Here is a 21876-nt window from a genome sequence, read left to right on the forward strand (position 1 = left end):
AGACGCTGGAGCATCCGGCACCGGAGCTCCCACCTCCGTAGGCTGTCCCCATGACCGAACCCCAGGGCGCCCTCCTCACGGGCAGCGTGAACTTCGATGATGCCGAGAAGACGATGCGCACGGTGGCGGAGATCCTCGGCCGCCATGTCCGGCGCATCCCCGACGGCGAGGTAGGGAAGAGATTCCACTGGATCATGTTCCAGCCGGACGTCCTCGGCCAGGCCGCAGGCATCGAACGCGTCGGCGAGCAGCCGATCCCCTTCGGCGCCGGCATCGATGCGCGGCCGCTGCGGCTGGCCGACGGCGTCGACCCCGCCGGGATCACGCTGCCGCCGCTCGGCTACGCCGCCGCGGCGAAGGACTCCTATCCGATCTTCGCCCGGCTGCGCGAGCAGGGCGTGATCGCGCAGGGGATCCGCTTCCAGGTCTCCCTGCCGACACCGGTCGCAGTGATCTCCTCCTTCTTCACCGGTGCGGACAGGGCCGCCATCGAGCCGATCTACACCGAAGCGCTGCTGCGCGAGCTCGAGGAGATCCTCGAGGCGATCCCGCACGAGGACCTCGCGATCCAGTGGGACGTGGCCAGCGAGCTGGGGATCCTCGAGGGTGCCTCCGGCTACGGCAGCCCTATGGAGGGCTGGTGGAGTGGGGATCTGCTGGCGGGCATCGTGACCCGGCTCGCGGCGCTGGTGGATGCGGTGCCGCTGGATGTCGAGGCCGGGGTGCACCTCTGCTACGGCGATGCGGGGGAGCGGCACTTCGTCGAACCGCGCGATGCCGCCACGCTGGTGCAGCTCGCCGACGCCCTGGTGGACAGCGCCGCCCGGCAGCTGACCTGGCTGCATCTGCCGGTGCCCATCGAGCGGGACGATGCGGCGTACTTCGCTCCGCTCGCGCAGCTGCCACGGCTGGACGAGCTGTACCTCGGGCTGGTGCACCGCGAGGACGGCTCCGAGGGGGCGCGGCGGCGCATCGCCGCAGCGTCCACCGCGCTGAACCAGCCCTTCGGGGTGGCCACCGAATGCGGGATCGGCCGTGCTCCGCAGGGCACCACCGAGGGGATCCTGCGCACCCACGCGGAGGTCTCCGCACCGCGGTGAGCCCCGGTGCGCGCCCGGCGCGCCCGGTGCGGGCCGGGCGACACGCCGGAGGTGCTGGGTGACCTCTCCGACCCCTCCCTGAATCCCTCGGTCGGAGGCTCCACGGCTACTCTGGTGGGTATGGCTTCCGCGGACTCTGATGACTTCGTGCATCTGCATGTGCACACCGATTACTCCCTGCTGGACGGTGCTGCGAAGATCGACAAACTCGTCGCCGAGACGAAGCGGCAGGGGCAGAGCGCGGTGGCGATCACCGACCACGGCTACCTCTTCGGCGCCTACGAGTTCTACAAGGCCGCGACCGATGCCGGCGTCAAGCCGATCATCGGGGTCGAGGCGTATGTGACCCCGGGGACCAGCCGCCATGACCGCACCCGCCAGCAGTGGGGCACCAAGGAGCAGCAGGCCGCCGGCGATGACGTCTCGGCCCGCGGCGCCTACACCCACATGACCCTGCTGTCGAAGTCGACCCCGGGCATGCACAACCTGTTCCGGCTCGCCTCCGAGGCGTCGCTCGACGGTCAGATGGGCAAGTGGCCGCGCATGGACCGCGAGATCCTCTCGAAGTACTCCGAGGGCCTGATCGCGACCACCGGCTGCCCCTCCGGCGAGGTCCAGACCCGCCTGCGCCTGGGGCAGTTCGACGAGGCGGTCAAGGCCGCTGGCGAGTTCCAGGACATGTTCGGCAAGGACAGCTACTTCATCGAGCTGATGGACCACGGCCTGGACATCGAGAAGCGGGTCACCAAGGACCTGCTGGAGGTGAGCAAGGCGATCGGCGCCCCGCTCGTGGCCACGAACGACCTCCACTACGTCACCGAGGACGATGCGCAGATCCAGGACGTGCTGCTGTGCATCAACTCCGGTTCGCGCCTGAACGACCCCAACCGCTTCAAATTCGGCGGCTCCGGCTACTTCCTGAAGTCGGCGCGGCAGATGCGCGAGCTGTTCCGCGAGTTCCCTGAGGCGTGCGACAACACCCTGACCATCGCCGAGATGTGCGAGGTCGAGTTCCGCACCACCGACGAGGGCGCGAACTACATGCCGAACTTCCCCACCCCGCCCGGGGAGGACGAGGAGTCCTGGTTCGTCAAGGAGGTCCAGCGGGGCCTGGAGTACCGCTACCCCTCCGGCATCCCCGATGATGTGCAGAAGCGCGCCGACTACGAGGTCTCCGTGATCCTGCAGATGGGCTTCCCGGGCTACTTCCTGGTGGTCTCGGACTACATCAAGTGGGCCAAGGAGCAGGACATCCGGGTGGGCCCGGGCCGTGGCTCCGGCGCCGGCTCGATGGTCGCCTACGCGATGCGCATCACCGACCTCGACCCGCTCGAGCACGGCCTGCTGTTCGAGCGGTTCCTGAACCCCGACCGCGTGTCCATGCCCGACTTCGATGTCGACTTCGATGATCGCCGCCGCGGCGAGGTGATCGAGTACGTCGAGCGCAAGTACGGCGATGACCGCATCGCCCAGGTCATCACCTACGGCGTGATGAAGACGAAGAACTCGCTCAAGGACGCCGCCCGCGTGCTCGACTACCCCTTCGCGATGGGCGACAAGCTCACCAAGACCCTCCCGCCCACCGTGATGGGCAAGGACATCTCGGTCAACGGGATCTTCGACCCCGAGGACAAGCGCTACGCCGAGGCGGGGGAGTTCCGCCGGCTGCATGACGAGGATCCCGACGTCCAGAAGGTCGTCGAGGTCGCCCGGGGCGTCGAGGGGCTGACCCGTGGCTGGGGCGTGCACGCCTGCGCCGTGATCATGTCCAGCCACCCGCTGAAGGACATCGTCCCGATGATGCGCCGCCCCTCGGACGGCCAGATCATCACCCAGTTCGAGTACCCCACGCTCGAGACCCTCGGCCTGCTGAAGATGGACTTCCTGGGGCTGCGGAACCTCACCGTGCTCTCCGACGCGATCGCGAATATGGAGCGCAACGGGAAGGTCCCGCCGGACCTGGAGACCCTGCCGTTCGACGACCAGAAGACCTACGAGCTGCTGCAGCGCGGCGACACCCTGGGCGTCTTCCAGCTGGACGGCTCCGGCATGCGCACCCTGCTGCGGCAGATGAAGCCCGACCAGTTCGGTGACATCACCGCGGTCTCGGCGCTGTACCGTCCGGGCCCGATGGGCATGAACTCCCACACCAACTACGCGCTGCGCAAGAACGGGCTGCAGGAGATCACCCCGATCCACCCGGAGCTCGAGGAGCCCCTCTCGGAGATCCTCGGCGAGACCTACGGCGTGCTGGTCTATCAGGAGCAGGTCATGCAGACGGCGCAGAAGGTCGCCGGCTACAGCCTCGGTCAGGCCGACATCCTCCGCCGCGCCATGGGCAAGAAGAAGAAGTCGGAGCTGGACAAGCAGTTCGCCTCCTTCGAGGCCGGTATGCAGGACAACGGGTACTCCAAGGCCGCCGTGACGGCGCTGTGGGAGACCCTCATGCCGTTCGCCGACTACGCCTTCAACAAGTCGCACTCCGCCGCCTACGGGGTGGTGTCCTACTGGACCGGCTACCTCAAGGCGAACCATCCCACCGAGTACATGGCCGCGCTGCTGACCTCCACCCAGGAGAACCGCGACCGGCTGGGCCTGTACCTGGGCGACTGCCGCCACCGCGGCATCACCGTGCTGCCGCCGGATGTGAACGAGTCCGATCTGTACTTCTCCGCCGTCGGCGAGGACATCCGCTTCGGGCTCTCGGCGATCCGCAACGTCGGTGCCCACGTGGTCGAGGAGATCATCCGCACCCGCGAGGAGAAGGGCGCCTTCACCTCCTTCACCGACTTCCTGGACAAGGTCCCGCTGTCGGTGTGCAACAAGCGCACCATCGAGTCCCTCATCAAGGGCGGTGCCTTCGACCAGCTCGGCGCGAACCGTCGCTCGCTGGTGCTGATCCATGAGGACGCCGTGGACTCCGTGGTCGATGTGAAGCGCAAGGAGGCTCAGGGCCAGTACGACCTGTTCGCCGATGTGTTCGGCGGCGGCGCGGACGACGGAGACATGACCACCGGCTCCGCAGCGACCATCACGATCCCGGATCTTCCCGAGTGGGACCGCAAGGAGAAGCTCGCGTTCGAACGGAACATGCTGGGCCTGTACGTCTCCGACCATCCGCTGTACGGGCTCGAGCATGTCGTCGCCCAGAACTCCTCGACCACGATCAGCGCCCTGGCCGATGACGGTGCCGTCGAGGACGGCGCCATGGTGACCATCGCCGGGCTGATCACGACCCTGCAGCGCAAGACCACCAAGAAGGGTGACATGTGGGCGATCGTCACCGTCGAGGACCTCGAGGGCTCGATCGACTGCCTGCTGTTCCCCTCCACCTATATGACGGTCGCCGGGGAGCTCGCTGAGGATCTCATCGTCTCGATGAAGGGGCGGGTGGACACCTCCAAGGGCATGCCGGAGCTGCGGGTGATGGAGATGACCGTCCCCGAGACCGGGGGAGGGGCCGACGGGCCCGTGGTCATCGCCCTGCCGGCGACCCGCGCGACCGAGCGTGTGGTCAGCGAGCTGCGCGGGGTGCTGGAGGACAATCCCGGCGCCAGCGAGGTGCGGCTGCGCCTGCAGGAGCCGGGCCGCACCACCCTGATGCAGCTGGACAAGCGGCTCTCGGTGAACCCCTCGGCCGCGCTGTACGCCTCGCTGAAGACGCTGCTGGGCCCCAGCTGCCTGCAGTGATGCGATGAGCACGTGGCGGGTGGCGACCTACAACATCCGCCACGGGCTCGGCGACGACGGCCGGGTGGATCTCGCGCGCACGGCCCGCGAGATCGCGGCGCTCGATGCCGAGGTGATCGGCCTGCAGGAGGTGGACCAGGGCTTCGGACCCCGCTCCGGGCACGAGGATCAGGCCGCACGACTCGGGGAGCTGCTGGGGATGCAGGTCTGCTTCGGTGCCGCTCTCGAGCTGCCGCCCGCCCGTGAGAGTGAGCCGCCCCGCCGCTACGGGCTCGCCCTGCTGACCCGCCACGAGATCCTCAGGCACTCCCTCGCCCTGCTGCCCGCCCACCCTGGCTGCGCGCCGCCGACGGAGCCCCGCGGCGTGCTCCATGCGCGGATCCGTGGGCCGGGGGAGCAGGAGCTCGACGTGCTGGTGACCCACCTCGACAATGCCGGCCGCGCGCACCGCACCGCCCAGGTGCAGGGCATTATCCGCCTCGCTGCGGACCTCACGGGTCCGGCGCTGCTGATGGGGGACATGAACGCCGATCCCTCCGCTCCGGAGCTGGCCGCTCTCGCCGCCACCGGATGGCGAGATGCTGCCCAGACCTTATGGCGAGATGCTGCCCAGGAGGCGGCTTCAGGAGACGGCGCGTCCACGGCTCGAGTCGTGGAGTCCGCTCGGAGGGTAGGCCCGCGTTCACAGATTCACGCTCAGCTCGACGTGGTCATGACGCCGCTGCGCAGCTTGAGGCTCGCGACCCATCCGGCCCGCTTTCCCGTGCGGCGCATTGACTCGCTCTGGGTGCGCGGCGAGATCGAGGTCAGCAGCGTCGAGGTGGGAACCCGACGCTCCTCGGACCATCGCCCCGTGGTCGCGACGGTGCGCATGACCGGCTGAGGTGCAGGTGCGTGAAGGGCTGAAGGGCGAACTGCTGGTGATTGAAGCTGCTGGGGGATGAGCTGCTGAGCGATCCGGGGTAGACATCGCGGGCGGTGCTGTCCGCGGCGCCCGACCGAGCGGTACGATGTGACGGCCGCAGGCAGGCGCCCGGACGGGGGGCCTCCGGGGATGCACTGCGGCGGGGGAGGAACACCGCAGTGAGCGCCAGGGCCGCAGCCGCACGTCGACGCCGCACAGCGGTTGCTTCGAGTGCCGTGATCACCCTGTTCGCCCTCGTGCTCACAGCGTTCGCGCTGCGCTATCCCGGACTGCAGTCCTCCGACATCGACGTCTCCAATGGCGGGGTCTGGGTCACCAATCGCTCTGAGGGGTTCGTCGGCCGCCTGAACGTGGACGCCGAGGAGCTCGACGCCCGCCTCTCGCTGAGGGGTGACGACCTCGACATCGTGCAGTCGGGCTACGTCGTCCTCGCCGTCGGTGCCCGTGGCTACAGCGTCCTGAACACCGCCTCCGTGCTGCGCGGCGGCGTCGTCGAGCTCCCACCGGAGTCCTCCCTCGCGCTCGGCGGGGACCGGGTGGCGATCGCTGCCGCCGATGGCAGGGTCTGGATCCTCACCCCGGAGCAGGCCGCCGCCTTCACCCCGGGAGGAGTCGAGCCCGTGCACGAGGCCAGCGGCTCCGCCGTGGAGGTCACCGTCACCACCTCCGGCACCGTGTTCGTGCTCGACGGCGACCAGCTCCACACCTTCCCACGCGGCGTGGACACCGCGAAACCCGAGACGCGGGACCCGATCACCGTCAGCGGGATCTCCACGAGGGAGGGCTCGGTCGCCCTGACCGCGGTCGCGGAGCAGCCCGTGGTGCTGGATCGGGAGCAGAGACTGCTGCGCCTCGGCACCGAGCTGCGCACCGTCGACCTCACCTCCAGCGGGGTCGCCGATGCCAGCGGCGTCGCCCTCCAGCAGCCGGGCGGTGACTCCGACCAGGTGGTGCTCGCGACCACGGACTCGCTGCTCCAGGTCCCGATGGACGGCGGCACACCGGTGGCGCACCCGGCGGGCGGGACCGGCACCCCGGCCGCACCCGCCCAGGTCGCCGGCTGCAGCTACGGTGCCTGGAACGGCTCACAGCGCTACCTCCGCCTCTGCGAGGGAGCGGAGCCGGCCTCCGGCGTGGTGCCGGAGGCGACGGCCTCCTCCGAGCTGGTGCTGCGGGTCAATCGCGACCTGGTGGTGCTCAACGACCACGTCGAAGGCTTCTCCTGGATGATCCGGGATGACATGACCATGGTCGATGACTGGGTGATCACGCAGGACATCCAGCAGAACGACAAGGAGAAGGAGACCGAGACGGTCACCTCCACCATCACCGACGTCGAGGCGGACCGCGACCAGGAGAACCGCCCCCCGACCGCGAACGACGACGAGTACGGGGTGCGCGCCGGAGCGAACGTGGTGCTGCCGGTGACCCGCAATGACAGCGACCCCGACGGGGACGTGCTGCTCGCCGAGCTCAGCGGCGAGCAGCCGGGCATCGGCACCGTTACCCCCATCCGGGGCGGCACGCAGCTGCAGATCGCGGTCGAGGACTCCGCGAGCGGCACCGCCACCTTCACCTATCAGGTCGAGGACGGCCGCGGCGGCACCGATACCGCCACCGTCACCCTCACCGTGCACCCACCCTCGCAGAACACTGCCCCGGTCCCCGCCGATCAGGCCATCCGGGTGCAGGTGCTCTCCGGCAGCACCGTCACCCTCAACGTGCTGCCCTACTGGGAGGACCCGGAGGGAGACGCCTTCTACCTCGCCGATGCGAGCATCGCCCCCGAGGACCTCCTCAGCTTTCGTGCCGATGGCACCGTCACCCTCGACGACGCCGGCCTGGTGATCGGCACCAAGCAGATCACCCTCACGTTCCGTGACGAGCATGGCAAGACCTCCGAGGACGTCCTCGAGGTGGAGTCGGTGACCGATACGGAGCTCGAGCCGATCACCACCACGGACCATGTGCAGGTGGTCGCCGGCCGCTCTGCGACCTTCGCGCCGATGGCCAACGACATCAACCCCGCAGGCGGCTCCCTCGAGCTCACCCATGTCGACGAGGTCGAGGGGCTCGAGATCGACGCGGACCTGGTCACCGGCTCCGTGAGCGTCAGCGGAGCGGAGGGGACCTATTACGTCGGCTACACGGTCTCCGCTCCGGCGGCCAGCTCGCGCGGTCTGATCCGGATCGACGTGGTCCCGCCGGGCCGCGATGCGATGCTGCCGGTCGCCGTGGATGACATGGGGCTGGTCACCACCGGGGGCGACACCCTGCTGGATCCGCTCGAGAACGATGTGGACCCCACCGGAGGGGTGCTGGTGCTGGGCTCGGTGGAGCTCCCCGAGGGCAGCGGGCTGAAGGCGACCGTGGTCGGCCACCACCTGGTGCGGGTCGAGGCATCCCCCGGGGCGGAGGTCACCGAGGAACCGGTGCCGCTGACCTACGAAGTCGCCAACTCCACCGGCAGCTCCACCGGCACCATCCGGGTGATGCTCGCCCGCACCGACACCCAGTTCGCCAACCCCGTCGGCGCCCCGGACGAGGCCGTGGTGCGCGCCGGTGACATGGTCCTGGTCGACGTGCTCGACAACGACCTCTCTCCCACGAACTCGGACCTTCACCTCGGCGACCTCACCGACATCGCGGGATCCGAGGACCTCGGCCAGGCCGAGCTCCATGATCAGCAGATCCGCTTCTCCGCCGCACCCGACGCGAGCGGCGAGGCGACCCTCACCTACGAGGTGGTGGATGAGACCGGACGCAGCGGCGCGGCCCGGCTGACCGTGCGCATCGTCCCGATCGATGCCTCCAACGCCCCGCCCCGCCCGGAGAACCTGGTCGCGCGTGCCGTGGCGGGCGCCCCGGTGCGGATCCCGGTCTCCACCACCGGCATCGACCCCGACGGCGACTCGGTGATGCTGATGGGCATCTCGGACCCCGTCCCCGAGCTCGGCGAGGTCACCAGCGCCACCGGTCACTGGATCGAGTATGTGCCCTTCGAGGGATCGGTGGGCACCGACCGCTTCCGCTACCAGGTGATGGATCGCTCCGGCGCCGTGGGCACCGCCGAGGTGCTCATCGGCACCGCCGCCCCGTCCGAGCAGAACCAGCCGCCCTACGCGGTGGACGACGTGATCGACGTCCGGCCCGAGCGCGAGGTCCAGGCCCAGGTGCTCGAGAACGATTCCGATCCGGAGGGCGACGCCCTGACGCTGCTGCATGAGACCGTCTCCGCCACCACCGACCTCGAGGTGGTTCCACAGGCAGAGGGTGAGCGCACGGACCTGATCACGGTGGTGACGCCTGCCGAGGCGGGAACCCATCCGGTGCTCCACGAGATCTCCGATGGGCAGCTCAGCAGCGCCGCCACCCTCACCGTGCGGGTGGATCCGAATGCACCGCTGCGGGCACCGGTCGCGATCGATGACTTCGTGGACCCCAGAGATGTCCTGGACCCCGAGATGACCGAGATCCAGGTCGATGTGTTGGCCAATGACCGCGATCCCGACGGCAGCATCAACGACCTCGAGGTCGAGCTGCTCGGCGACGGCGACGTCGGCGAGGGTAGCGAGGGCGGCGAGGACGCCGTACTGGACGAGTCGGGGATCCTGACCCTGGTGCCCTCCGCGCAGCAGCAGCGGCTGCGCTACCGCATCACCGACGTCGACGGGCAGTCCTCCACCGGCTATGTCTGGGTGCCTGGCACCTCGATGATCGCCCCGGTATGGGCCGGCGGCACCCTCGAGGTGGTCGCGGGCAGCGAGCTCAGCATCGACCTGAGCGACCCGCTGCTGGTGAGGGTGCGTCCTGGCGCTGCCGGCGCGCAGATCCTCGATGCGGCCACGGTCAGTGCGGAGCACACCGACGGGAGTCAGCTGGTCGTGGACCAGAGCACGCTGAGCTACCGGCCCGCCGAGGACTTCGCCGGCCGGGATTCGATCTCCCTGGAGGTCTCCGACGGGCCAGCCGGTGATGCCACCGCCGCGTCCGGTCAGCTGGTGATCCCGATCGAGGTGCTGCCGGGGGACACGAACCTTCCACCCACCTTCCGCGGTGCCTCGCTCGAGCTCGAGCAGGGCGGTGCGGCGACCACCTTCGATCTGACCGCCGCCGCGGAGGACCCGGACGGGGACGACCTCCGGTTCGCGCTCGCCGGGGCCGAGCTGCCCGTCGGGGTGAGCATCGCGGTCGACGGGAGCACCCTCACGGCAAGCGCCTCGGCGGAGGCGGTGCGCGGGGCCAGCGTGGAGGTCCCGGTGACGGTGACCGATGGCAGCACCGACCCGGTGTCTGCCGACTTCCAGCTCCTCGTCGGCGGGAGCAAGCGCCCCCTGCCCTCCGCAGTGCTGGACAACGCCGAGATCGACGCCGGCCGCACCGCCTCCCTGCCGGTGCTGGCCAACGACTCGAACCCCTTCCCCGGTGATCCGCTCACCCTGGTCTCGGCGCAGCTGATCAACGGCGAGGGATCGGTGGACATCAGCGGTGACCAGGTGGTGATCACCCCGGACGAGGACTTCGCCGGAGTGCTCAGCGCGTCCTACATCGTGGATGACCAGACCGGGGACCCGGAGCGCCGGGTCAGCGGCGAGATCCTCGCGACGGTGCGCGGCAAGCCCGCGGCCCCGTCGGTCCCGCGGATCGGCCAGGTCGGGGACGGGAGCGTCGAGCTGGTGTTCACCGCCGGGGACGACAACGGCGCCCCGATCACCGGATACACCGTCACCTCGGCCACCGGCCCGGCGGTGTCCCGGGAGTGCCCCTCGACCTCCTGCACCCTGACCGGCCTCGCCAACGGCAGCGAATACACCTTCCAGGTCATCGCGCACAACGAGGTCGGGGACTCACCGATCTCGGCGCCCTCGGCACCCGCCACCCCGGATGTGCGGCCGGAGCCGCCGGGAGCGCCCGCCGTCACCCGCGGCGATGGCGGTCTCACGGTCGACTGGCGCGCCCCGGTGAACAAGGGATCTGCGCTCCAGGAGTACACGCTCCAGATGCAGATCAGCGAGAGCGGAGCGCTCAAGGAGCGCACCGTGGACGCCGCGACGATGCAGGTGCTCTGGGAGCCCCTGCGCAACGGCGAGGTCCATCGCTTCCGGGTGCGCGCCAGCAACCTGTCCGAGCAGCCCTCGGAATGGTCCGACTGGTCAGTTCCGGAGCACCCGGCGGGCGTGCCCAAGAAGCTGCCGGGGAAGGTCACCGCGGAACGGGTCAACGATCCGCTCGGCGGCGGGATGAAGGTCAGCTGGCCGGCGGCGGATGACGACACCGCCAACGGCGAGGACATCACCTCGTACATCGTCACCAGCTCGGACGGGACCAGCGAGACGGCAGATGCAGATGCCACGTCGCACACCTTCCACCGCCTGGATCCCAACACCAGCTACAGCTTCACCGTGACCGCCGTGAATGTGGTGGGCCGCGGCGCGGTCTCCAGTTCTTCGAACGAAGTGGTCCCCTTCGCAGTGCCCGAGGCACCCACCCAGGTCACCGCCACCCTGCCCAGCGAAGGAGAGGGGGAGGGACCGAACGGCACCGCCGCGGTGTCCTGGGAGCACGCCGAGGACAACGGCACCCCGATCAAGGAGTACGTGATCCGCTGGGACGGCGGATCCAAGACGGTGGACGGCGAGATCGAAGCGGTGCGGATCACCGGACTGGACAACGGCACCGCGTATCGCTTCACCGTGCAGGCCCGCAACCGCTTCGCGGGCGGAGAGAGCGCCCCCTCCGCCCCCACGGCCTCCGTCACCCCGTACGCGAAGCCCGGCACGCCGGTGATCAAGGCCGACGACTCCGGGTTCATCTGTCACTCACCGGGGAACTGCCGGATCGCTGTCTACCTCACCAGACCGGCGGATTCCGGAGGTGTTCCGTTCAAGCACGTCGTGGTCGAGCCGCAGGGCCTGTCCTGCAATCGGACAGTCGTGAGCTCATCGAACATGAACACCACGTGCGAACCCGCCGAATCGACCACCTACACCGTCACGGCCTATGCGGTGAACGAGAAGGGCCTGAAGAGCGAGACCGTCACCCATACCTTCACCACCCCCGCCTGGGGCGATGTGCCGTACGAACCGATCAGCATCACGATCGAGAGAGGCGCCCCCTTCCAGACCGGGGACAGGATCATGCCTCAGTCCACGGACTTCGGGGCAGTGAACTATGAATGGCGCAGTACCGAGAAATACGCCTGGACCTCAATCGGAGGCACCGGCGCCTTCACCCTTCCCTACGATCCCACGGGTGAGGTGCAGTTCTTCATCCGGGGAGTGGACGCGGAGGGGAAGTACAGCGCGCTCGCCGTCGTCTGAGGGGCAGACGTCTTCAGCGCGGGTGCTCTAGCGTGGGGTCATGAACGCCTCCGCCGCCTCCGCCACCCCCGACGCCGCAGACCCCGCCCTCGCCCCTGACGCCTTCCTGCCGGACGCGCTGCTGGGCACCTTTCGCGAACGCGCGGTGACCCATGACCGGGAGAACACCTTCCCGGAGGACGACCTCGCGGATCTGCGGGCACGTGGCTATCTTCGCCTGCTGGTGCCCACTGAGCTCGGCGGGCTCGGTGCCTCCCTGCTGGAGGCCTCACGGATCCAGCGCCGCCTGGCCCAGGCGGCACCGGCCACGGCCCTGTCGATGAACATGCACCTGGTGGTCACCGGTGCGGCGCTGCATGCCCACCGGCTCGGCGTGGACTCCGTGCGCACCGTCCTCGAGGACGCCGCAGCGGAGAAGCTGTTCGCCTTCGGGATCTCCGAACCCGGCAACGACGCGATGCTCTTCGATTCCGCGACCCGCGCCGAGGTGCAGTCCGGCGGAGGTTTCCGCCTCTCCGGCACCAAGATCTTCACCTCCCTTGCCCCGGTCTGGGACCGGCTGGTGGTGCACGGCAGGGTCGCCGAGGCCACCGAAGCGGATCCGCGACTCGTCTTCGGCGTGATCGAGCGCAGCGACTCCGTCGAGGTGCTCGACGACTGGGACACCCACGGCATGCGCGCCTCACAGTCCCGCACCACCAGGCTTCACGCGGCGCCCGTCGGCGCGGACCGGGTGCTGACCACCACCCCCGTCGGCCCGAACCCCGATCTCTTCGTGATGGGGATCTTCGGCGCCTTCGAGCTGCTCATCGCCTCGGTGTACACCGGGATCGCCGAGCGTGCGCTCGCCGTCGGCACCCAGGTCGCCACCACCCGCCGCAACGCCACCAAGGGCATCGTCCACGCGGATGACCCCGATATCCGCTGGCGCCTGGCCGATGCCGCGATCGGGGTGGACGGCGTGATCCTGCAGATCGAGAAGGTGATGGCCGATCTCGACGCCCTCGGGACGGGGGTGCAGGGGCCGGGTCTCACGGACCACGGCCCGCGCTGGTTCCTGCACTTCTCCGGGGTGAAGTCCCGGGCCACCGAGACAGCGATCAGGGCGGTGGACCAGGTGCTCCGCGCCAGCGGCGGCGCCCAGTACTTCCGCCGCAGCGAGCTCGAGCGACTCTCCCGGGACGTGCGGGCCGGGATGTACCACCCCTCCGACGAGGAGTCCGTGCACGCCTCCTATGCCAAGGCACTGCTCGGCGAGATCGGTGCCGACCACACGCCGCTGCAGAGCTGAGCAGAGGGATGCGCATCGTCATCGCCGGCGGTTCCGGGACCCTGGGCCGCGCACTGAGCACAGCGCTCGCGGAGCGAGGCCATGACGTCGTAGTCCTCACCCGCTCACCGCACCCACCCGCCCAGCGCGGCGGGGTGCGCGAAGTGCCCTGGGACGGCCGCACCGTGGGCCCTTGGGTGCGCGAACTGGACGCCCCGGGAACCGCGGTGGTCAACCTGGCGGGCAAACTGGTGGATGCACGGCCCACGCCGGAGAACATCGCCGACCTCACCCGCTCCCGCGTCGAGGCGACCACCGCGCTCGTCGACGCCTCCCAGTAGCTCGAGCGACCGATCGAGCACTGGGTGCAAGCCTCCACGACAGCGATCTGGTCCGACGCCGGCGAGCAACGGCTGGACGAGTCGAGCCCCATACCTGTCGGGCTCCCGCAGATGACCGGAGTCGCCGAGCGGTGGGAGCGCGCTCTGGACGGAGCGCACTGCGACCACGTGGTGGTGATGCGCACCGGCATCGTGCTGGAGGCCGGAACCCCGGCACTCGAGCGGCTGCTGCTGCTGGCCCGCTGGGGTCTCGGCGGACCGGTCGGCACCGGGCGGCAATGGGTGAGCTGGATCCACGTCGAGGACTGGGTGCGGATCGTGCTCGCTGCACTCGGACTCGAACAGCCGGGGCTGCCCGCCGGGATCGTCATCGCCTCTGCCCCGCACCCGGTGCAGAACGCCGAGCTGATGCGCACCCTGCGCCGAGCCGTCGGCCGGCCGTTCGGCCTCCCCACCCCGGCGCCGCTGCTGCGGCTGGGCGCGGCGCTGCTGCGCACCGACCCCGCACTGGGGCTCACCGGACGCCACGCCACGTCGCGCGTGCTGGACGACGTCGGCTTCCAGTTCCGGTACCCCCACCTCGAGGACGCTGTGGCGGCGCTCCTGCGCTAGCCGAACAGCACCTCGGCTTCGCGCCAGCGGGGCTCCGGCACCCGCTTGACGCTGTCGATCGCCGCGGTGAGCGGGACGTTCACGATCTCGGTGCCGCGCAGCGCGACCATCCGACCGAAGCCGCCCTCATGGACGAGATCCACGGCAGCGGTGCCGAGCCGGGTGGCGAGCACCCGGTCATAGCCGGTCGGCTCGCCGCCGCGCTGGATGTGGCCCAGCACTGTGGCTCGGGACTCGATGCCGAGCCGCTCTTCGATCAGCGGGGCCATCACCTCGGCCACCCCGCCGAAGCGCGGCCGCCCGAACTCGTCGAGGTCGTATTTCATGAAGTCCTCGGGGGCATCCCGGGGGACGAATCCCTCCGCGACCACCACCAGCGGGGCTCGGCCACGGTCGAAGGCTGACTTCACATGCGCGCAGATCTCGTCGAGGGACAGGGGGAACTCCGGCAGGCAGATCACGTGCGCTCCCGCGGCCATCCCCGAGTGCAGGGCGATCCAGCCCACGCTGCGCCCCATCACCTCGGCGACCATGCAGCGATGGTGGGAGTCCCCGGTCACGCGCAGCCGGTCCAACGACTCGGTGGCGATCTCCACCGCCGTGTTGAAGCCGAAGGTGTAGTCGGTCGCGTCGAGGTCGTTGTCGACGGTCTTCGGCACCCCGACCACCGGGATGCCTGCCTCGAAGAGCCGGTTCGCGGTGAACAGGGTGCCATCGCCGCCGATCGCGATGATCGCGTCCATGTCATTCTCGTCCAGATGGCGGCGCACGAGCTCGGCGCCGTCCTCGCCGTCGGCGAAGGGGTTGGAACGCGAGGTCCCCAGGATGGTCCCGCCGATGCGCCCGATGCCGCGCACCCGCCGGCGGGGGAGCGTCATCCACTCGTTCTCGATCACGCCCCGCCAGCCGTCCTTGAACCCGATGAACTCGTCCTCGAAGTACTTGTCGCCCTTGATCACCGCGCCGCGGATGACGGCGTTCAGGCCGGGGCAGTCGCCGCCGGAGGTCAGGATTCCGATTTTCATGGGGGAGGGCCTCTTCTTGACTCGCGTGGGGCGGCGAACGGTGCGTACCGTCTCGCCAGATGGCTCCACCCTAGAGCTCCTCGAGGCGGCAGAGGAAGGACTACCGGCCTGCTGAGACCCCGGGAAACCTGGTGGTGAACAGCAGGTTGCGGAGCAGGGAGCTTCCCGGACAGCGAAGCGCCCGGAGCTGCCCGGACAGCAGAGCGCCCCGACCCCTCCGCGTGGAGGGACCGGGGCGCTCAGGAGAATCGCTCCGACGAATCAGGCCTTGCTGTCGGAGCCGGCGTCGGCGTCAGAGCCGGAGCCGGACTCAGCGTCGGTGCCAGCAGCGGCCGACGGGACGGTGCGCGAGGCGCCCTCCGTGTGCTCGGCCTGCTCACGCACCACGCGACCGCCGTCGGCGGCGCGCTTGAGGGTGTCCTGGAAGTCGACCCCGGTGGTGGACTTGACCATGTCGAGCACCTGGGCGAGGCCCACCGAGATGTTCTGTCCGATCTTCGCCTCGCCGTCGGTGGAGAACACCGACAGGTTGGAGATGTTCGAGTACGGGGCTGCCAGCTCGTTCGCGACGGCAGGCAGGACCTCGAGCACCTGGTTGAGCACCGCGGCGTCGTTGAACTGCTTGTAGGCCTCGGCGCGAGCACGAGTGGTCTCCGCCTCGGCGTCGCCCTTGGCGCGGATCGCCGCACCCTCGGCCTCGCCCTTGGCACGCAGGGCGTCGGCCTCTGCCTGGCCTTCGAGCCGAACAGCCTCGGCGTCCTTGGAGCGACGCTGCAGCTCGACCTCGGCCTCGGCGCGGCCGCGGGCCTCGATGGCGTGGGCTTCGGCGTCCGCGGTGACCTTGCGGGACTCGGCGCGGTTGCGCTCGTCGGTCAGCTGGGCCTCCGACTCGGCGATGCGCGTGTACTTCTTGGAGTCCGCATCCTGCTGCTCGGCGTAGCGCTTGGCCTCGGCCGGCTTGTGAACCTCGGCGACCAGCTGCTTCTCGCGCAGGTCGTTGTTGCGGACCGCGATCATCTCTTCCTGCTCGATGATCCGCTGCTGCTGGGCAGCACGGGCGAGCGGACCGGACGCATCGGCGACGGCCTGCCGAGCGTCGGTCTCCTCCTTGATCTCCGCATTGCGGAGGTCGAAGGCCTGCTTGGACTCGGCCTCCTGCTGGAGGTTGAGGTTGCTGGCCTGGGTCGACTCACGATTCGCGTTCGACTCGGCGATCGCGGCGTGCTTCGCCACCAGCGCGGCCTCGGGACGGCCCCAGTCACGCAGGTAGGAGCCGTCATCCTCGATCGCGGAGATCTGGAAGGTGTCGATGACCAGACCCTGGTTGTTCATCGAGTGCTCGGACTCGGCCTGCACCTGGGAGGCGAAGGACGCACGGTCACGGATGATCTGCTCGACGCTCAGGGTGCCGACCACAGCGCGCAGGGTGCCGGAGAGGATCTCCTGGGTGTAGTGGTCGATCTGCTGCTGCTGATCAAGGAAGCGCTGCGAAGCCTTGCGGACGTCGTCGATGTTGCCACCGACCTTGACCTGCGCCACCCCGCGCAGGCGCAGGAAGATGCCGTTCATCGAGTAGCCGTCGACCTCGACCGGGATCTGGCGCGAGCTCAGGCTCAGCACGAAGGCGCGGTCGAAGATCGGTCGCACGATCGCGCGGCCGCCGATGATCACCCGAGCACTGCCGGATTCGAGATCGATGTCGCCGGTCGGGCTGGTCTTCGCGTTGCGGCCGGTGATGATCAGCGCCTCGTTGGGCGCAGCGATCCGGTAGCTGCGCATCAGGACGATCAGCGCGATCAGCAGGACGACCGCCACGACGACGATGACGCCGACGACGGGTACGAACAGTTCCATGAGTCCCCCTCAGGTAAGTACAGGCTTGCCGCGAGCATTCTTCCATTGAAACCGTGTTCCCGCAGGCACGTCTCGGGAGCGGAGACCCTCTCGTGATCTCCGCACCCGGGAGGTCATTTCATGCCGGAGGCGGCGATGCCCTGGACGATCTGCTTCTGGAACACCAGGAAGCAGATCAGCACCGGGATCATCGAGACCACCGAGATCGCGAGCACCAGATTGAAGGGCACCACCTCCTGGCTCGCGAAGCGCTGCAGCGCCACCGGCAGGGTGCGGGTGCGCTCATTGGTCACCACCAGCGGCCACAGGAAGTCGTTCCATCGCCACAGCACCGAGAAGATCGCCAGCACCGCCAGCGCCGGCTTGCACAGCGGCAGCACCACGCGCCAGAAGATCCCGAACTCGCGCGCCCCGTCCACCCGTGCGGAGTCGATCAGCTCGTCAGGGATCGTGAGCATGTACTGGCGCAGCAGGAACACCCCGGTGGGGGTGGCGATGGCCGGCAGGATCACGCCCCACAGCGAGTTCGTCAGCCCCAGCGACGCGGTCACCTGGTAGACGGGGATGAGGATGACCTGGAGCGGCACCATGATCGTCGCGAGCGTCACCAGGAACAGCAGGTCCCGGCCTCGGAAGTTGTAGCGCGAGAGGGCATAGGCGGCCATCGAGTTCACTGCGAGCGTCAGGACCGTCGCGACCACCACCACGATCACGCTGTTGGTGAGATAGCGCAGCATGTCGAACCCGGTGAGCGCTTCGACGTAGTTCTCCGGATGCCACTGCTGGGGCAGCAGCGTGGGCGGGCGCTGGGCCAGCTCGGAGGGGCTCTTGAAGGAGCCGAGCACGGCCCACAGCAGCGGGATCCGCCGGGGTTGCAGGCGGCCAGGGCAGCGGCGGCGAGGGCGGTGGTGCCGCCGAGCGCGACGGTACGACGGGTCGGGGTGAAGCTCGAACGGGAGACAGGGTGGCGTGACATGCGCGGTCCTCCTTGACAGCGACAGCATTCCCTCCTACCTCGGAGGGGCGGCCGCAGCCGCGGCCGACGCTCACATCGTCGACGCGTTCCTGCAGGACGTATGTAGGGTGCCGTCGATTGCCAGTGGCGTTGCAGGACTGTGCTGAAGCGCGGCCCAGGAAAGTGCTACACCCTGAGTTCGCGTGGCCCTCCGGTGAACAGAGCGTGAATTCCGGGGTGGGGCGGGGGTGTGTGCCCACCAGCGCGGCGCGCGCCGTCTCGTGCCGCCTGTCTCAAGATATGACTACAACGTCCGAATGCCGGGACGCCGGGTCTAGGGTCGCTCGTCGTGAATACTGCACTGCCCTCGTCTCCCCCCGCAGCTCCGGCACCCGGCTCGGCGCCCGCGGGCGCCCCGGCGAACACCCGTGGGCGCGTCATCACCGCCTCGATGGTCGGCACGACGATCGAGTTCTTCGACTTCTACGCCTATGCCACGGCGGCGTCCCTCGTGTTCCCGGCCCTGTTCTTCCCCACGCAGAGCCCCGCGAACCAGCTGCTGAGCTCCTTCGCGGTCTTCGGCGTCGCCTTCGTGGCCCGCCCGCTGGGTTCCCTGATCTTCGGTCACTTCGGCGATCGTGTCGGCCGGAAGACCACCCTCGTGGCCAGCCTGCTGGTAATGGGCATCGCGACCTTCCTCATCGGGATCCTGCCCACCGCCTCGACTCCGGGCTTCACCGTGCTCGCCCCCGCGCTCCTGGTGCTGCTGCGCTTCTGCCAGGGCATCGGACTGGGCGGAGAATGGTCCGGGGCGGCGCTGCTCGCGACGGAGAACGCCCCGCCCGGCAAGCGCGCCCTCTACGGCACCTTCCCGCAGCTCGGCGCCCCGATCGGATTCATCCTCTCGAACCTGCTGTTCGTGGTCCTCAGCCTGCAGCTGACCGACGCCCAGTTCATGAGCTGGGGCTGGCGCCTGCCGTTCCTGCTCTCCGCCGCGCTGGTCATCGTGGGCCTCTGGGTGCGGCTGAAGCTCATGGAGAGCCCGGCCTTCCAGAAGGTGATCGACGAGCAGCGGGTCGCCGCCGTGCCGATCGCCCGGGTGTTCCGCACCGCCTGGAAGCCACTGGTCCTCGCCACCATCGCCATGGTCGCCACCTACGTGCTCTTCTACCTGATGACCGCGTTCCTCATGGTCGTCGGCACCACCGCCGCCGACGAGTTGACCGCCCGCGCCGCCGCGGAGGCCGCCGGCAAGTCCTTCGACGCGGCGGGCTTCGCACCCGGCCTGGGATACGACCGGCCGCAGTTCCTCACCATGCTGATCATCGGGGTCGTCTTCTTCGGCATCTTCACCCTCGTCTCCGGCCCGCTCGCGGACCGCCTCGGCCGGCGGAAGCTGCTGCTGGCCGTCACCGCGGGGATCGGCATCTTCGGGTTCCTGATCGAGCCGCTGGTGCAGGCCGGGACCGCCGGGGTGATGGCGACGCTGATCCTCGGCTTCACCCTGATGGGTCTGACCTTCGGTCCGATGGCGGCGTTCCTGCCGGAGATGTTCGCAGCGGACGTCCGCTACACCGGCAGCGCAGTCAGCTACAACATGGCCTCGGTCATCGGAGCGGCCCCCGCGCCCTACGCGATGATCGCGCTGTGGCAGCTGCTGGACGGGCCGCTGTGGCTGGTGGGCGGCTACCTGACCCTCGCCGCGATCATCACGGCCATCGCGCTGCTGATCGGCAAGGAGACCCGCGAGGTCGATTACCTGGCCTGATCGACTACCTGGCCTGATCGACGTGCTGCGACGGAGGAGCGGTAGGAGATCAGGCGGTGGGGCTCTGGCCCGATCGACGTGCTGCGACGGAGGGCGCCCGCGGAATTCTCCGGGGGCGCCCTCCTCGTCGTGGGGACCGCCGCGCGTGCGGCCTGCGGGTCAGCCCTGCTGGCGCTGCTCGCGGTAGTAGCGGATCAGCCCGGCGGTCGAGGCGTCCTCGGCGGAGATCGCCTGCTCATCCCCGGCGACCGCCGGGGCGAGGCCCTTGGCGAGCTGCTTGCCCAGCTCCACGCCCCACTGGTCGAAGGAGTTGATGCCCCAGACCACGCCCTGCACGAAGGTGATGTGCTCGTAGAGTGCGATCAGCTGGCCCAGCACCGACGGCGTCAGCTTCGGGGCCATGATCGAGGTGGTCGGGCGGTCACCGGAGAACTCGCGGGCCGCGACCAGCGCGCCCTCGGTGCCTTCGGCGCGCACCTCCTCGGCAGTCTTGCCGAAGGCCAGCGCCTTGGTCTGTGCGAAGAAGTTCGCCAGGAACAGCTCGTGCACGTCCTGCTCACCATCGACCAGAGCGTGGTTCGGGGTCGCGAAGGCGATGAAGTCCGCCGGGATCAGCCGCGTGCCCTGATGGATCAGCTGGTAGAAGGCGTGCTGACCGTTGGTGCCGGGCTCGCCCCAGAAGACTTCACCTGTCTCGGTCGTGGCGAGCGAACCGTCCCAGCGCACGGACTTGCCGTTGGACTCCATGGTCAGCTGCTGGAGATAGGCAGGGAAGCGGTGCAGGTACTGGGAATAGGGGAGCACCGCATGGGTCTCCGCCTCCAGGAAGTTCACATTCCACACGTTCACCAGGCCCATCAGCAGCGGCACGTTCTGCTCCGCCGGCGCGGTGGCGAAGTGCTCGTCCATCGCGTGGAAGCCGGCCAGCAGCTCTTCGAAGGCATCCGGGCCCAGCACCGTCGCGAGCACGGTGCCGATCGCCGAGTCCACCGAGTAGCGCCCGCCCACCCAGTCCCAGAACCCGAAGGCGTTCTCGGGATCGATGCCGAAGGCCTCGACCTTGTCCAGCGCCGTGGAGACCGCGACGAAGTGCTTGGCGACGGCTTCCTGCTCCTGCTCGGCGGTGAGCCCTGCGCTCTCCCGCAGGCCGCTGAGCAGCCACTGGCGCACCAGGCGTGCGTTGGTGAGCGTCTCCTGCGTGGTGAAGGTCTTCGAAGCGACGATGACCAGGGTGGTCTCCGGATCGAGGTCCTGGGTGCTGGCGTAGGCGTCGGTGGGGTCGATGTTCGAGATGAACCGCGCCTCGAGCCCGTCCTGGGCGAACGGCTTGAGCGCCTCGTAGACCATCACCGGGCCGAGGTCGCTGCCGCCAATCCCGATGTTGACGACGGTCTTGATGCGCTTGCCGGTCACGCCGGTCCATTCCCCGGAGCGGACCTTGTCCGCGAAGTCGTAGACCCGGTGCAGGGTGCCGCGCACGTCCTCGTCGATGTTCTGTCCATCCACCTCGAGGGACGGGGAGGAGCCCGCGGGGCGACGCAGTGCGGCGTGCAGCACGGCGCGGTCCTCGGTGGTGTTGATGTGGGCGCCGGCGAACATCGCATCGCGGTGCTCCTCAACGCCGACCTCGCGGGCGAGCTGCAGCAGCAGCTCCATGGTCGTGGGGGTGAGGAGGTTCTTGGAGAGGTCGACGTGGAGCTCGGCCGCGTCGTGCGTGAAGCGCTCGGCGCGCTGGCGGTCGGTCTCGAACCACTCGCGCAGCGAGCCCTCGAGCTCGAGGTTGTGCGCCTCGAGCTCGGCCCAGGCGTCGGTGGAGGTGGGATCGATGGGAGCGGCGGGCGAGGTAGGAGCAGTCATGGGGCCATTGAACACTGCGAACGGAGTTCGTGTGGAGGTCCTGCCGGGTGTTCCCTCCGCGCCGGGCAGATGGTTGAAAGAGGTCCGAGACCGAAGTGTTACCAGCAGATGGAATGCTGTTGACATCCGTTGGTGCAGACTGGATCGGTCCGCACACGG

At 69.2% G+C, this 21876-nt stretch carries 12 protein-coding genes; 8 read left to right on the plus strand and 4 right to left on the minus strand.

Features of this window, described 5'->3' with window-relative positions:
- Positions 1-50 precede the first annotated feature (50 nt).
- From ACT3UF_RS13735 to ACT3UF_RS13765, 7 genes are all read left to right on the plus strand, one after another.
- On the plus strand, positions 51-1100 hold the full coding sequence (locus ACT3UF_RS13735) for a hypothetical protein (protein WP_441443506.1): 1050 nt from the start codon (positions 51-53) through the stop codon (positions 1098-1100).
- 120 nt (positions 1101-1220) lie between these two features.
- Positions 1221-4790 carry a DNA polymerase III subunit alpha gene (gene dnaE, locus ACT3UF_RS13740; protein ID WP_441443505.1) on the plus strand — a complete coding sequence of 1190 codons (3570 nt, stop codon included), beginning with the start codon at positions 1221-1223 and terminating at the stop codon, positions 4788-4790.
- 4 nt (positions 4791-4794) lie between these two features.
- Positions 4795-5673: an endonuclease/exonuclease/phosphatase family protein gene (locus tag ACT3UF_RS13745; protein ID WP_441443504.1), complete on the plus strand. Its 879-nt coding sequence runs from the start codon at positions 4795-4797 to the stop codon at positions 5671-5673.
- A 200-nt stretch (positions 5674-5873) separates the two neighbouring features.
- Positions 5874-12035: an Ig-like domain-containing protein gene (locus tag ACT3UF_RS13750; RefSeq protein ID WP_444501734.1), complete on the plus strand. Its 6162-nt coding sequence runs from the start codon at positions 5874-5876 to the stop codon at positions 12033-12035.
- A gap of 40 nt (positions 12036-12075) precedes the next feature.
- Positions 12076-13326: an acyl-CoA dehydrogenase family protein gene (locus tag ACT3UF_RS13755; protein ID WP_444501735.1), complete on the plus strand. Its 1251-nt coding sequence runs from the start codon at positions 12076-12078 to the stop codon at positions 13324-13326.
- 8 nt (positions 13327-13334) lie between these two features.
- Positions 13335-13646 (plus strand): NAD-dependent epimerase/dehydratase family protein, encoded by a 312-nt coding sequence (locus ACT3UF_RS13760; RefSeq protein WP_441443501.1) that lies wholly within the window; start codon positions 13335-13337, stop codon positions 13644-13646.
- A gap of 24 nt (positions 13647-13670) precedes the next feature.
- Positions 13671-14258: a DUF1731 domain-containing protein gene (locus tag ACT3UF_RS13765; RefSeq protein ID WP_441443500.1), complete on the plus strand. Its 588-nt coding sequence runs from the start codon at positions 13671-13673 to the stop codon at positions 14256-14258.
- Here ACT3UF_RS13765 and ACT3UF_RS13770 read toward each other — a convergent pair.
- The 3 genes from ACT3UF_RS13770 to ACT3UF_RS13780 form a co-directional block, all read right to left on the minus strand.
- Positions 14255-15283 (minus strand): ATP-dependent 6-phosphofructokinase, encoded by a 1029-nt coding sequence (locus tag ACT3UF_RS13770; protein WP_441443499.1) that lies wholly within the window; start codon positions 15281-15283, stop codon positions 14255-14257. The genes ACT3UF_RS13765 and ACT3UF_RS13770 overlap by 4 nt on opposite strands.
- A 261-nt stretch (positions 15284-15544) precedes the next feature.
- Complete coding sequence (locus tag ACT3UF_RS13775; protein ID WP_444601187.1) at positions 15545-17137, minus strand: flotillin family protein; 1593 nt, start codon at positions 17135-17137, stop codon at positions 15545-15547.
- A 113-nt stretch (positions 17138-17250) separates the two neighbouring features.
- Positions 17251-17982 (minus strand): carbohydrate ABC transporter permease, encoded by a 732-nt coding sequence (locus tag ACT3UF_RS13780; RefSeq protein WP_444608382.1) that lies wholly within the window; start codon positions 17980-17982, stop codon positions 17251-17253.
- Positions 17983-18441: 459 nt separating this feature from the next.
- On the opposite strand from ACT3UF_RS13780, the gene ACT3UF_RS13785 reads away from it, so the two are divergent.
- Positions 18442-19860 (plus strand): MFS transporter, encoded by a 1419-nt coding sequence (locus tag ACT3UF_RS13785; protein WP_444608383.1) that lies wholly within the window; start codon positions 18442-18444, stop codon positions 19858-19860.
- A 159-nt stretch (positions 19861-20019) separates the two neighbouring features.
- Here ACT3UF_RS13785 and pgi read toward each other — a convergent pair whose 3' ends face one another.
- Positions 20020-21717 (minus strand): glucose-6-phosphate isomerase, encoded by a 1698-nt coding sequence (gene pgi / locus ACT3UF_RS13790; protein ID WP_444608384.1) that lies wholly within the window; start codon positions 21715-21717, stop codon positions 20020-20022.
- Positions 21718-21876: the final 159 nt, after the last annotated feature.

Origin of the sequence: Brachybacterium sp. AOP24-D1-21, assembly GCF_052378665.1 — a bacterium.
Taxonomy (GTDB): domain Bacteria; phylum Actinomycetota; class Actinomycetes; order Actinomycetales; family Dermabacteraceae; genus Brachybacterium.

Coding starts and splice junctions, on each gene's coding strand:
- ACT3UF_RS13735 (WP_441443506.1), top strand. CDS start 51: ATGACCGAACCCCAGGGCGCCCTCCTCACGGGCAGCGTGAACTTCGAT.
- dnaE (WP_441443505.1), top strand. CDS start 1,221: ATGGCTTCCGCGGACTCTGATGACTTCGTGCATCTGCATGTGCACACC.
- ACT3UF_RS13745 (WP_441443504.1), top strand. CDS start 4,795: ATGAGCACGTGGCGGGTGGCGACCTACAACATCCGCCACGGGCTCGGC.
- ACT3UF_RS13755 (WP_444501735.1), top strand. CDS start 12,076: ATGAACGCCTCCGCCGCCTCCGCCACCCCCGACGCCGCAGACCCCGCC.
- ACT3UF_RS13760 (WP_441443501.1), top strand. CDS start 13,335: ATGCGCATCGTCATCGCCGGCGGTTCCGGGACCCTGGGCCGCGCACTG.
- ACT3UF_RS13770 (WP_441443499.1), bottom strand. CDS start 15,283: ATGAAAATCGGAATCCTGACCTCCGGCGGCGACTGCCCCGGCCTGAAC.
- ACT3UF_RS13775 (WP_444601187.1), bottom strand. CDS start 17,137: ATGGAACTGTTCGTACCCGTCGTCGGCGTCATCGTCGTCGTGGCGGTC.
- pgi (WP_444608384.1), bottom strand. CDS start 21,717: ATGACTGCTCCTACCTCGCCCGCCGCTCCCATCGATCCCACCTCCACC.